The 12,340-nt window shown below is 50.5% G+C and carries 13 protein-coding genes and 1 pseudogene; 12 read left to right on the plus strand and 2 right to left on the minus strand.

Going from position 1 to position 12,340, the window contains the following annotated elements; all coding sequences use genetic code 11:
- Positions 1-50: 50 nt before the first annotated feature.
- Entirely contained in the window at positions 51-1,076 is a 1,026-nt protein-coding gene (locus DESTI_RS11375) for a hypothetical protein (RefSeq protein WP_014810109.1), read from the plus strand.
- 146 nt (positions 1,077-1,222) lie between these two features.
- On the opposite strand, the gene DESTI_RS11380 is transcribed toward DESTI_RS11375, so the two are convergent.
- Complete coding sequence (locus tag DESTI_RS11380) at positions 1,223-2,080, minus strand: pentapeptide repeat-containing protein (RefSeq protein ID WP_014810110.1); 858 nt, start codon at positions 2,078-2,080, stop codon at positions 1,223-1,225.
- Between the two features lie 268 nt (positions 2,081-2,348).
- On the opposite strand from DESTI_RS11380, the gene DESTI_RS11385 reads away from it, so the two are divergent.
- The 7 genes from DESTI_RS11385 to DESTI_RS11415 all read left to right on the plus strand — a co-directional run bounded on the left by DESTI_RS11385 (position 2,349) and on the right by DESTI_RS11415 (position 7,500).
- The gene (locus DESTI_RS11385; RefSeq protein ID WP_052316035.1) at positions 2,349-2,915 is read left to right on the plus strand and encodes a cob(I)yrinic acid a,c-diamide adenosyltransferase; all 567 of its coding nucleotides are present in this window, start codon (positions 2,349-2,351) and stop codon (positions 2,913-2,915) included.
- 138 nt (positions 2,916-3,053) lie between these two features.
- Positions 3,054-3,371, plus strand: a complete 318-nt coding sequence (locus tag DESTI_RS11390) for a hypothetical protein (RefSeq protein WP_014810112.1) — start codon at positions 3,054-3,056, stop codon at positions 3,369-3,371.
- A gap of 567 nt (positions 3,372-3,938) precedes the next feature.
- Positions 3,939-4,898: a GntR family transcriptional regulator gene (locus DESTI_RS11395; protein ID WP_014810113.1), complete on the plus strand. Its 960-nt coding sequence runs from the start codon at positions 3,939-3,941 to the stop codon at positions 4,896-4,898.
- Positions 4,899-5,073: 175 nt separating this feature from the next.
- Positions 5,074-6,156, plus strand: coding sequence for a 4Fe-4S binding protein (locus tag DESTI_RS11400; protein ID WP_014810114.1), 1,083 nt, complete (start codon positions 5,074-5,076; stop codon positions 6,154-6,156).
- A 94-nt stretch (positions 6,157-6,250) separates the two neighbouring features.
- Positions 6,251-6,568, plus strand: coding sequence for a cupin domain-containing protein (locus tag DESTI_RS11405; RefSeq protein ID WP_014810115.1), 318 nt, complete (start codon positions 6,251-6,253; stop codon positions 6,566-6,568).
- Positions 6,569-6,916: 348 nt separating this feature from the next.
- The gene (locus tag DESTI_RS30710; protein WP_014810116.1) at positions 6,917-7,180 is read left to right on the plus strand and encodes a type II toxin-antitoxin system Phd/YefM family antitoxin; all 264 of its coding nucleotides are present in this window, start codon (positions 6,917-6,919) and stop codon (positions 7,178-7,180) included.
- Complete coding sequence (locus DESTI_RS11415; protein WP_014810117.1) at positions 7,180-7,500, plus strand: type II toxin-antitoxin system RelE family toxin; 321 nt, start codon at positions 7,180-7,182, stop codon at positions 7,498-7,500. The genes DESTI_RS30710 and DESTI_RS11415 overlap by 1 nt, the downstream gene beginning before the upstream one ends.
- A 689-nt stretch (positions 7,501-8,189) precedes the next feature.
- Here DESTI_RS11415 and DESTI_RS11420 read toward each other — a convergent pair.
- A complete protein-coding gene (locus tag DESTI_RS11420) occupies positions 8,190-8,894 on the minus strand; it encodes a hypothetical protein (protein ID WP_014810118.1) in 705 nt (234 codons plus the stop codon).
- 607 nt (positions 8,895-9,501) lie between these two features.
- On the opposite strand from DESTI_RS11420, the gene DESTI_RS11425 reads away from it, so the two are divergent.
- The 4 genes and pseudogenes from DESTI_RS11425 to DESTI_RS11435 all read left to right on the plus strand — a co-directional run bounded on the left by DESTI_RS11425 (position 9,502) and on the right by DESTI_RS11435 (position 11,789).
- Positions 9,502-10,302 carry a type IV toxin-antitoxin system AbiEi family antitoxin domain-containing protein gene (locus DESTI_RS11425; protein ID WP_014810120.1) on the plus strand — a complete coding sequence of 267 codons (801 nt, stop codon included), beginning with the start codon at positions 9,502-9,504 and terminating at the stop codon, positions 10,300-10,302.
- Positions 10,284-10,676: pseudogene (locus DESTI_RS31755) on the plus strand (nucleotidyl transferase AbiEii/AbiGii toxin family protein); the annotation flags it as partial. The gene DESTI_RS11425 and the pseudogene DESTI_RS31755, both read left to right, overlap by 19 nt.
- A gap of 82 nt (positions 10,677-10,758) precedes the next feature.
- The gene (locus DESTI_RS31590) at positions 10,759-11,265 is read left to right on the plus strand and encodes a nucleotidyl transferase AbiEii/AbiGii toxin family protein (protein WP_272913402.1); all 507 of its coding nucleotides are present in this window, start codon (positions 10,759-10,761) and stop codon (positions 11,263-11,265) included.
- A gap of 101 nt (positions 11,266-11,366) precedes the next feature.
- Positions 11,367-11,789, plus strand: a complete 423-nt coding sequence (locus tag DESTI_RS11435; RefSeq protein ID WP_014810121.1) for a GNAT family N-acetyltransferase — start codon at positions 11,367-11,369, stop codon at positions 11,787-11,789.
- Positions 11,790-12,340: the final 551 nt, after the last annotated feature.

The following is a 12,340-nucleotide window of genomic DNA, read 5'->3' on the forward strand; positions in this document are numbered from 1 at the left end:
CTGAGCCCCCTGTAAAAGGGCTGTCAGAAACTTCACTCGGGAGGGCGGGTATGTTGAGAAGGACCCAAACGCTATTGGTATGCCAAATTCTCGTGATCGCATTCGTGGCGCTGTCTGCTCACGCTGGAAACCCCACACAACCTTCTTTTCAAGCCGACGGGGGTGTTGCTCTGGTGACTTCCGCCACCTCACACGCCTCAGGCTCGCAAATCGCCTCAAAACAAATTGTGAAATGTCGTCCCGCCATTGAACAGCATTTAGCGGCCCGGCTCTTCGACAGGCACTCAAGTTCGGCAACATCAGAGCACGGGTTGGAGTGTGCCCTTCTTGAGCACCCCACGAAAGGATGGGAATTGGGTGGAGATGTTTTCTTTGCAAGAACAAAAGGCAAGGTGCGTTTCTCCAGAGGAATGACCGGGGGATATTATGGTTTGGACGATGTGGATCTTAATGCTGATATGGGGCTTGACGACCATGGTGCGATGGGTTCGTTCATGGCAATGTACAAGTTTAAATCGAAATGGGCACTTCGATATTCTGTTATGCCCATGATGATGATGGGGTCAGGACAGCCGGGAAAATCCTTTGTGTTTGGAAATTCTCAATACACAACGGGCCAAAGAGTGAACATAGAATGGGAACGTCTGGAACAACGTCTGGGACTTGTTTACGATGCTGTTCACACCCATTCCTCCAGAATTAGCCTTTTCGGTGATTACGTTAGGATAAACGACCGGATAAAGCTCATGCAAATGCAAATGGGAATGGGCGGCGACGTCATGGACAATGATTTGAACATGGCCATGGCAGGCCTGGAATTCGAGAAATGTCTGAAATCCACTCGCACAAAGGCAGTTCTCTCTTTGGCGTGCAAAGCCAGCGGGGCTTTCCTGGACGATGCCGTCGGTGGTGAGGCCGAAACCGCCTTGAAATACAGCATACCAATGAACAACGGCCGATGGGGATTCGTAAAAGGTGGTTACAGGTATGTGACATACAAGAAGAAATCTGATGATGCCCGGGTATTCGATATGGCGATGGAAGGAGGTTTTCTCCAGATGGGCCTGGTTTTCTAATCGAACCGGACAAACACCATTTATTGTTCTTTGAGGCCCCCCCTCCTTCTTAGCTCGACCGCGCTGTACCTGATTCCCAGCTCTGCAGTGGTCGGGCTTTCTTTTGGGTGCATTTTCCCGATGAATCAGCTCACAACCGGCTTCAATCACCTTTTCACCCCATCCAGTTTTGTGCCATCTAGATTGGCCCCATTCAAATTTGCTCCAGACAGGTCCGAATCCGTGATATCGGCTCCTTGCAGGTTGGCTCCAGACAGATCTGCGCCGGACAGGTCACTTCCCGGCAGGTATGCTCCTGTTAGATTAGCCGCGGATAAATTGGCTCCCGAAAGGTGGGCTCCGGATAGGTCAGTAAAGGACAGGTCCACTCTGGACAGATTAGCTCCGTTCAATCTCGCTCCGCTCAGGATTGCTCCGGATAAATCGGCTCCGGAAAGGTCTGCGCCCGAAAGATCGGCCCTGGAAAAATCCACAGCAGACAACGCTGCCTTCTTAAGCTTTGCACCAAACAGGTCTGCGCCTGAAAGATCGGCGAACGGCAGAAGCGCTTTCGAAAGATTTGCCCCCGACAGAATTGCTCTGGACAAGTCAGCCTGAGAGAGATTGGCTTTAGAAAGATCGGCACCACACAAGTTGGCTCCGCACAAGTTCGCTTGAGTGAGGTTGATCTCCACGAGTTTTGCAGCCGCTAACCTGGCGCCCAATAGACCTGCACAGGAAGCATTTGCGTTAGACAGATTGGCCCTATCCAGTTTGGCCACTGTTAGATGTGCTCGATCCAGACTGGCTCCAGACAAATTCGCCTCCGACAGGTCTGCTGAGCTCAGTTTTGCATTGGATAAATTAGCGAAGGACAAGTCTTCGCCAGACAATTGAGCCAGCGTTAGATCCACCCCAGCATCTATAGCGGATTCTATCAATTCCTTGACAGAGTTTGCCTCTCCGCTGAATATGCATTCATTCGCGCCCGCACCCAGACCCTTTATGTTAATCTTTTTGGGCATTTTCACTCCTATTGCTGTTGAACTCCGCTGACTCCGTTGTTAAACCGGTACTCGTGTGAGACATCCGGAAACATGAAAATTTCCAAGCGACTCAGCAATCAGGCAATTTAAGGTCCGCAATCGCATGTCGTTTAGGCTGCAAAAGGAATTCAAACCTGTTGATTCAATTTTTCAGGTTCTCTCGACCGTCTCTCGGCGCAATGATGGACATTTCCCGTGGCAATCCTTATGTTATCTTGAAGGAAACGTGACGAAGTGTAAGAAGAGCATGAACGAATCAGAATTGCAGATGCTGGAACCAAAGGAACAGGTAGGCCTTGTTGTGGTCATTACAGGACATGGAAAGGGTAAAACGACTTCAGCTCTCGGCACTATTGTGCGAGCTGTAGGTCATGGTTTGCGAGTATGTCTGGTACAGTTTATGAAAGGTGACATGTATGCCGGAGAAATCGACGGATTGAAAAAATTGGCTCCTTATGTGGAGCATCATCTCATTGGGAAGGGATTTGTAGGACTCAAAGGAGACCCAGTGCCGCCAGCCGAACATCGTGCTCATGCCCAAGAAGCAATTAAACTTGCCGAGGAGAAAATGTTGTCAGGGGAGTTCGATATCCTCATATGTGATGAAATCAACAATGCACTAAAACTAAAGCTTGTCGATCTTCCCCAGGTGCTGGATCTTATCCAAAATAAGCCGGCGCTGATGCACCTTGTCCTCACGGGTCGAGACGCCCATCCCAAAGTGATTCAGCGAGCGCACACAGTATCCATAGTCCAAGAAATGAAACATGCCTATCGTGAACGGATAGCACCTCAGAAAGGGATCGATTACTGACGGCCTCCCGTGCCTGTCATATTTCGTAAACATACGCTTTAAAGACCTCTCGATTGCTTTTAGACAGACGCAGTCTCACGGCGGCACTACAGGGACGACTGATGAAGCCACAGCGAAGCCGATAATTAAGGAAGACGCATGAAAGAAGTGAGTTTGAGGCTATGGCACCGTCAGTTGGGGATAATACTGGCGATTTTCATTATCATCCAAGCTGGAACCGGTTTCGTCCTGAACCTCGGGCAACTGGCTGCTCCCCACACCCATGAACAAGACGTACATGAACAGCCAAGTAGAATGAGTAACGTTGCCATCACGATCCATCACGGAGGCGGTATAATCGGCACTCTCTACCGATTATTATTGGGGGCAGGGCTTGTGATTCAGGCGTTTTTGGGGATCCTGATCTTCATCAAAATCCGGTCTCGTTCCAGGGGGCTCTCTGTACGAAACCAATGAGCCCGAACCGAAGGTTCATGACGCCATCCATTCAGATTCAGGCTTCGGTGATGCTTTTGATTTCCGCTATCCAGAAGTTTTAGGGCTAAGTACCGCTACATCCTGTGCTTGAAGACAGTCAGGAATCCATGGCCCAGAGCGTGCGAAGCATTGGCGCTTAAGAAGCCCTGGCCTCGTTTTCACGATCTGCGTCACACGTGAAAGACGAATGTCCGGCGATCGTGAAAGGACCCGGAGATTCGTGAGGCAATCCTTGGCCGTTCTTCCAAACAGAACGCCCTGCCATCAGGATAGCAACCCCGGTGGGGATTGCACAAGAGTTGTCCAAAATAAAGTCCGATTGATTTCTTCAGGGTGTCGGAGCATCCCATTCACTTCGAGCGACGCAAGGCCGTCGAATCTTCGATCACGGGATCTCCCGCCACCCTTCAAAAGACGTCGATTGTGTCAGAACTCTTTTTACAACTGCTATATCAGCCAACCTTGATTCTTGAGTGGAGCAGGTCTACGCGCGAATTCGTCTTTGGTACTTGACAACAGCATAGTGGCATAGTAGTATATTACACTATGTCAGTTGTGCTGCACAAGAAAAGCCCCTTCGGGATAAAGGACCAAATCAAGCGCCAAATTCGAATCATGGTCGATAGCGGCGAACTGTCGGTTGGGCAGTCTCTTCCTTCAGCAAGAGACATGGCCAAGACCTTGAATATAAACAGGAACACAGTGTTGGCGGCCTATCGCGAGCTAGTCACCGAAGGGATTCTCGAAACGGTAGTTGGTTCCGGGACCTTCATCAAGGAGAGGAAAGTGCAACGCGAAACGGAAGCGCTCAAACAAATCGTGGACGAAGCTTTTGAAAAGGCGCTTCACGCTGGCTTCAGTCCGGATCAAATCACTGATTTCTTGCTCAACCAGGCTACCAGTTATTTTCAAGACACGGAAGGCGCCCGGGTCCTCGTGGTGGAATGCAACAGCGACGCTCTTGATGACATCTCGACTACCTTGCGGCGAGATCTTTCCGTCCGGACGACAAACGTGTTCATTCAAGATCTGGAGTCTGATCCACGGCTGGCAGCAAATCTACTCTCCGACATAGATCTGATCGTTTGCGGGTTTAATCACGTTGAGGAGCTGAGAAACGTCATGCCATCACCCCCCGTGGAAGTGGTGGCTGTGCTCCTTAAGCCGGAAATTCGCATAATGAACGAATTGCTGCAACTTCCTCCCGGCACTTCAGTCGGTTTTACGTGCGCCACCCAACGTTCAACGGAGACTTTCTATAGAGAAGCCATTTTGTCGGCAGGCTCCTCACTCATCAAGATCTGGGCAGGTCTGGATCAAGGACCCGAACTCCAGAAACTGCTGGAGAAGTGCTCGGTGATATTCGCATCGCACTATGTGTACGATCGAATAATTCGTATGACAGATGCTGACAGGCGCGTGATCAAGGTGGAGCTGACCATCGACCGGAATAATATCGAGCTGATACGAGAGAGACTTGCTGTGAGCCGGGCACTTAGACGGTGAACGAGTCCACGCATGGCAAGCAAGAAGATCGCGTGACGCAGCAGAACCAAAGCTCTCTGGCGAAGTGGTTATAGGGCCCGGAACGCTGAATTTCGGTAAGGAAGATTCTTGTGGCTGTTACTGATTTGAGCAAGCGTGTCAGACCAAGTCTTATTTCAACCGGAGGTTAATCCCAATGGATAATTACGAAAAGCTGCGAGAAATCCTGCACAAGAACCCGATCGGCGCTCCGCCGTCAAGGGCCTTTGACGAGATTCTCCGAATTTTGTTCACGCCCGAGGAAGCGGAAGTTGCGGTTGGCATGACATTCGTGCCCCAGAGTGTCGAGCAGATCGCGAAATTTTCAGGCGTTTCAAGGGACAAGGTTGAAAGCGTTTGCGAATCGATGGCCACGAAAGGCATCGTATTTAGCCGGCAGAAGAAGGGACAAATGGGTTATTCATTGCTGCCGACGATGCCCGGCCTATTCGAGTTTCCTTTCATGGCCGGCGGCGGAACTCCGGTGCACGACCGGTTGGCCAAACTTTGGACGGCTTATCACGAGGAGGCTCTCAGCCACGAATTCGGAGGAAGCAAGACCCCGGTCATGCGCGTGATACCGATCGAGCAGACCATCAATGCCCACTCCGAAGTACTGCATTTCGAGCTTGTTTCAAAGATGCTGGAAAAGGCCGAGACGTTCGGGCTGGCTCACTGCGCGTGCCGGGTCAGTGTGGGTGCGTGTAACAAGCCCAGGGAAACGTGCCTGATGTTCGACAGCACTGCCCGATTCCTCATCCACCGCAAGTTGGCTCGCGAGATCACCAAAGAGGAGGCTATCGAGGTCCTACGGCTCTCAGAAGAGGCGGCCCTTGTCCACACGTGCACCAACAGTCAGGATCGCCTCGCTGTAATCTGCAACTGCTGCCCGTGCTGTTGCATGGTGTTGAGGGGATGGACCCGACTCAAGAATCCCAATGCGTTCGCAAAGAGCCGGTGGCACGCGTCCGTCGATGCTGAACTGTGCGCTGGTTGCGGTACGTGCCGGGACGAGCGATGCCCTGTTTCCGCAATTGAACTCATCGACGAAACAGCCCGGGTTGAGAATGAACGGTGCATCGGATGCGGTCTCTGCGTGAGCGCGTGCCCTGAACAGGCCATTAGTATGCTCCCTCGAAAGGATCCCGTCTTTCCGTCGGCTACTATCCAGGAGATGGGCGTGCGCGTGTTGACGGAAAAAGGACGCCTTGAAGATTACCTGTCGCTGAACAAGCGATAGTCGCCCCTCCGGACCACGGAGGACCGGGGAGATGATTGTCCCAACGAGAGCCGCAGGATTTCGCACTGCATGTTACGGATAGGAAGGAAAGCACATGATCGTCACATCGCAAGAGGCCAAAAGAAGAAGTTTTCTCGGAGTCGATTTTGTCGTCCTGGCTCATGGTCCGGAGACGATGGTAACAAAGATGCTCTACAAGCAGTCAGACCATGTCCCCTTTCATAAGCACCCAAATGAACAGAGTGGATACGTGATTTCCGGAAAATACAGAATAGTATTCGGAAAGAATGACCAAGTGATCGGTCCGGGCGATTCCTATTCCATTCCGCGAGATACCGACCATCGCATTGAAATAATTGAAGCAGGGGAAGTAATAGACTGCTTCAGTCCTCCAAGACAGGATTATTTGTAGTACATGACCGTCTGTGGCACCTGTCGGCAGCGCAGTTTCCGCTCATGTGCGTCGTTTCTTCTGGAGGCCGAAGATGTCAGCGAGTCAGGCGAGGTGGTCGTTTGCTTTGAGCAAGCCCGGATAGAGGTCTTAAGGGATTCCTCTGCGATTGCATCAGACCTTTGCTCTGTGGAAATTGCTTCAGCGGGCATCAGGTTCCAGGCCTATGGATTTCGGACCGAGCAAATTAGTCGTGCTTGCCGTCGCCCTGGTCATGAAACAAGAATGCCATGTTACGGCATCAACCGAAAGGCTGCACTTGCAAGATTCTGTGCTAAACTATCAGTGAAATCCTTGGAGGCGGGAACCATGCCCCACACACCAGCAACGATAGAAGAAAGCAATCTTTCTGACGCGATTGAACGGGTAAGCACTGAGAGTGAGCGGTTAATTATTGTCCGAGAGGGTAAGGGAGTTGCCGCAATAGTCCCGCTCGATGACTTGGAATCGCTGGAAGAGCTTGACGAGATACTTGACCAGGCGGACATCCCGGAGCTTGAAGTTGCTCGCAAAGAAGCCCAGGAGAAGGGCACGCTTCCATTGTCTGAATTCATGGCCAGACTCGGCCTCTGATGTCCCCGGAGCCATACCAGGTTGAACTCTCGCCGGCAGCTCAACGCCAGCTCGCAAAGCTTCCCCTTGAAGAGCAAGCCCGCCTCGGCCTTGCTATCAAACCTCTTGCAACGGACCTCCGTCCGCAAGGTTCAAAGAAGCTGAAAGGCCAGGCCAATACCTACCGACTCCGTGTAGGCAAATACCGCATTCTTTATGATGTCTATGATCGAGTGTTGTGGGTCCTGATTCTCAAAGTAGGGCATCGAAAGGAAGTCTACCGAGGCGAATCGATCAGCAAGTCCCTGAGAGACCTGATAGAGCGCAAGCTCGTGAAATAGATCATTTGTGGAAACGTGAACAAACTGGGGTCGAGTCTACTCTGGACTCATCTCCCGAGACTCGCTGCATTCGATAGCAAGCACGCCATGAGCGAAGACGAGACTTAACTCATAGGCCTTGACGAGCAACGCCGGCTTCGGTCTGCCGCGACCTTAGAGGTCGCTCTCAGACAGAACTGTCGTTCGAAGCCCACGGAGCGAAGGAATAAGGTTCGCAGGGAGCCGCAAGAAGGAAAGGGGAGATGAAAAAGTGAAAAGAGTTCAAACCTGCCCTTCACTCATGTTGCGGTGGACATACGATGGCATCTGCCTCAGAAATTTACTTCTGAGGACACTATACTCAACTGGTTTGACTTTGGCTGCTGGTGCGGACCCTCTCGCCCGAACTACACAAAGACCAAATGCTGAACAGTCGCTCCCCTGTGCTTGTTGAAAATCATGGGGTCAGATCGAATAAATCAGGATGTCAATCCAACATGCTGTCCAAGAATTCATTGGTGGAGATGAAGGAATTTTCATGAGATCGGGTATTTCCTTCTAGAGCGATTTTATAGATCGTCCTGGCAAAAGGGTTGCCTGAAGATTCACAAGAGAAAATTCTAGCCAAGAAACAAGGCAAGGTGCATTAAGTATGGTGTGCCCAGAATTACAGAATTACAGAATTAGCCGGAATTGACGGAATTGCCATTTCATTGTATTCGACACATTACAATAAACCAATGTGGCTCAATTTGTTTGTAAAGACAGTCGTATTGGCCAAATTCTTGTGGATAATTGTTCAGGGATTCTGTTATCCGGTTATAACCTGCCATGGGAGTAGTGGGGAAAGACAGATTCCTGTTAGTCACTTTGGGGACAAAAGGAATGTAGTAATATTTCTTGGAGATCAGATTACCTTCAATAGTAATTTTCTTGCCATATGTGTAGCCTAATAGGACTCCAGAAAGTTTTCTACTTTGCGCATCATAGTGCAGGTAACCACCTCTTTGAAAACATTTTGGTGACTTGCGTTTTATAATATCGATATCTCTGGAGTATGGATCGGGAGGAATCCATTGGTAGCCGTCGGCGCTCACTGAGCTGACATTAACTCTTCTCATAATCGTATTGATTTCCGGTGTAGGAATCAATGAGTTAAATTCTACGGGAACCCGTGAGTCTTGCTGATAAATCCAGACTAATCGTTCGAATTCCGTCCGATGATCCTGGAAATTTGCAATCATCTCTTCATCACTGGGAAGAGGTCTGAACAATAGCGGCAAGTCTGCAAAGGAATAGAAAGCGAGAAAGAATAACAAATAGCATGCCGTAAACAGCAAAAAGATGCTAAGTCCCAAACAAAGGAGTACTTTCAACCAAGTAAGTCTCTGTTTTGCATGCGCATCTTGACTCATATCACTATCTTTGATGCATTTGACGAAGCCTGAGGGTATATCCCGTTTTGATTTGTTAACTTGCCGGAGACCCCACAAAAACCTAGTTAGCTATTTGCTAGCTAGAACGAAAAAAGCAGGACACTTCCGAAATGGATATCCCGCTAAGTAGTGATCTTGTGGTGGAGATGAAGGGATTTGAACCCTCGACCCCCGCGTTGCGAACGCATTTCAGGGGGCAGCAGTATCAGCTACTTGTGGCAAATCCCTATAAGTGTCAACCACTGTCGTCACGTTTGGTTACGTTTCGTGACACGTCGTTTCGAAATTTGTTAGCTAATGTTAGCTGAAATTCTGACCGCCGACAAGCTAATTGGATTAGACTACCCTTACACAGACCCCTTTGATGGAACCTTGAAAGAGAGAATATAAGCTCTCCGGCGCGCACCCTCTTGTGTCCACCGCGCCAGACACGTTCGATGGACCCAGTAAATTCCCGGAATGAAGAATACGCATAGGCTATATCGGGAATGCTTATGTCTCCCACCACGAATTGACTTGACAACAGCAAGCATAACCCCTAATACGTTTAGGGGTATTGGTTAAATATGTCAAATCAGCCGTGACCATGAAACTCTTGGATTTCTTCGCCCGCCGACCGATATTCACCTACGAGGAGTTCGCTGCGTCCCTCGATGCCGATGGACCTCGAAGCATAAAGACCCGTGACTCGCTCCTTGCTCATCACATGAAAACCGGGCGCATACTCCGTGTCAAGCGGGGGTTATATGCCTCGGTTCCCTTTGGAGCCTCTCCTGATACCTTCCCTGTGGATACATTTCTCCTCGCTGGAAAAATGGCGGACGATGCCGTGATTGCCTACCACACGGCTCTTGAGTTCCACGGTAAGGCTCACTCAGTTCGGGAAGAACTCCTCTTCCTCACCGGGAAGGCGATACGTCCCTTGAGTTTCCGAGGTTACGAGTTCCGCGCGGTGCGCTTTCCCAGTGCCCTGGTGGAAGAGAAACAAGAGTCCTTTGCCGTTGATACGGCTGAAAGGGCGGGGCTTGCGGTCAGAGTCACGAGCCTGGAACGTACCCTGGTAGATGTCCTGGATCGTCCCTCGCTCGGAGGAGGATGGGAAGAGATATGGAGGTCTCTGGAAAGCGTTGAATTCTTCAACGTGGATAGGGTTTTGGACTACGCGCTCCTTCTGGCGAATGCCTCCACAGCAGCCAAGGTTGGATTCTATTTGGAACAGCACCAGAAAGAATTGATGGTGGACGACGCTCATTTGGACCGTATCCGGCGACATGTCCCAAAACAGCCCACGTATATGGCGCGGAATGCCAAGGGGCGTCTGGTGAAGCAGTGGAACCTGGTGGTTCCCTCACAAGTCGTTGACCGGGCGTGGGAGGAAATCTCTTGAAATTTTCCAGAGAATTCCTCCTTGCCGAGTCAGAGTCCACAGGGTTCCGTCCAGAGATTCTGGAGAAGGTCATTCACCTTATCGGTCTTCTGAATGGCTTCAACGTCCATCCCTTCCTCAAAGAACGGCTGGCTCTCAAGGGAGGGACGGCTTTGAACCTGTTTCTTTTTGATCTTCCCCGACTTTCCGTGGACATTGACCTCAACTACGTCGGCTCTCCCGATAAAGAGACGATGCTGTTCGACCGTCCCACAATAGAGGAGGCGATCAGGGCAGTATCGAGCAGGGAAGGCTTGAGTGTCCGCCGTGCAGCGAGCGAACACGCAGCCATCACCTTTTTTCTTCGCTACGACAGTGTTCTTGGTCAAGGCGGTGATCTGAAGGTTGACCTGAATTTCATGTTCCGGATTCCCCTTTGGCCCTTGGTCAAGATGGACTCGCTGCGGATCGGACCCTATGAGGCAGGAGGTTGTTCCTGTCCTGGACATCCACGAACTTGCCGGAGGCAAACTGGCAGCGCTGCTCGCACGAAGGGCAAGTCGCGACTTGTTCGATGTCCATGCACTTCTGACAGGGAGCGGCCTGCATCCACACCGTCTGCGTTTGGCTTTCGTTGTCTATGGAGCCATAAACCGGAAGGATTGGAGAACCGTTCAATTATCCGACGTGGATTTCACCGAGAGTGAGTTGAAGAGAGTACTGATGCCTCTATTGAGAAAAGATGCCGAGGGGTTGGAGCCCATCACTCGTTGGGCTGAACGTCTCGTGGAAGAGACGAAGAACGCTCTGGAATCGTTGCTCCCATTCACAGAGCCAGAGAAAGAATTTCTGGACAGGCTTCTGGATTATGGTGAAATCAAGCCAGCCTTGCTCACTGAGGACGAGGGTCTCGTGGAGCGGATCAGACAGCACCCCGGTCTTGAGTGGAAAGCCCTCAATGTCCGTGAGTTCAAGAGAAGGTAGTCGTCGACGATGTGCGGAAGCCAATGGTTATCATGAATAAGTGTGAATGGTAGGATCGCGACCTGGGAGTTTTTTTAAGATGAGCTAAAGGACGTTGCGAGATGGCAGAAGAGCAAGGATCAGAGTGCAAGATTCGGAAGGCCGAATCGAGAGATTTGGAGGGGATTGCGGAATTGTTGACTGTCGCTGGCTTATGCCGACGAGAAGGCCTGATCCCTCGTTTGGAATACATGTTGCGCAATAGCCCCGGCTTGTGTTTGGTTGCGGAACGGCACGACAAAGTAATCGGAACGATTCTAGGCAGCTACAACGGTTTTCATGTTCTACTAAGCCACGTAGCATCTGACAATTCCGGGTCTCGCGCCGGGATCGGAGGAAAGCTGCATCACGCTTTCGCTCAACAAGCCAGTGCGTTGGGAGCTGTGGGGATTATCGCGGACTCGTGGCTAACCGCAGCGGGATTCTTCTACAAGCTTGGCTACAGGATACCAGGGGCAGTTTTTCTAATAAAAGACCTGGCTTGATGATATCCAGAAAAGAATCCTTTTCCCGACGCAAGGTCGGAACGTAATTCTTGCAGCGGGCGCCGGGGAGGGCGCTGAGGGTCGCCTGGTCTTCTCCGGTTTCATTTCGTGGGTCATTGTGTGTATGAACTCGGTGGCGTTGAAACCGAAGACACAGATCGTTTCGAAACCTGTGAGCTATTTTGTTAGCTATACACGAAAAACAGGATATTCAACGTCGAGAATATCCTGCTAAGTAGGTGATTTTATGGTGGAGATGAAGGGATTTGAACCCTCGACCCCCGCGTTGCGAACGCGCTAAGTTGTAAAATGATTTCAACGCCTTAAACGCTTTTCCTTAGTGATTCCAGTTACCTTTTGTCTCGATTCGTCCTGTTTGGTCTTGATAAAACTGGATAGTTTCGACCAAAATGGTAACTAGATGGCAACTAATCTATGTGACACATTTTGGTCTCTTGTCACTTTAAAAAGGCGTCCTTTTTCCCCTTTTCTCCTTCCCTCGTTTCCCCGTATATGTTAGTAAACCTATTTAGTTAAGCGGCTGAAACCAG

Origin of the sequence: Desulfomonile tiedjei DSM 6799 (assembly GCF_000266945.1) — a bacterium.
GTDB lineage: Bacteria > Desulfobacterota > Desulfomonilia > Desulfomonilales > Desulfomonilaceae > Desulfomonile > Desulfomonile tiedjei.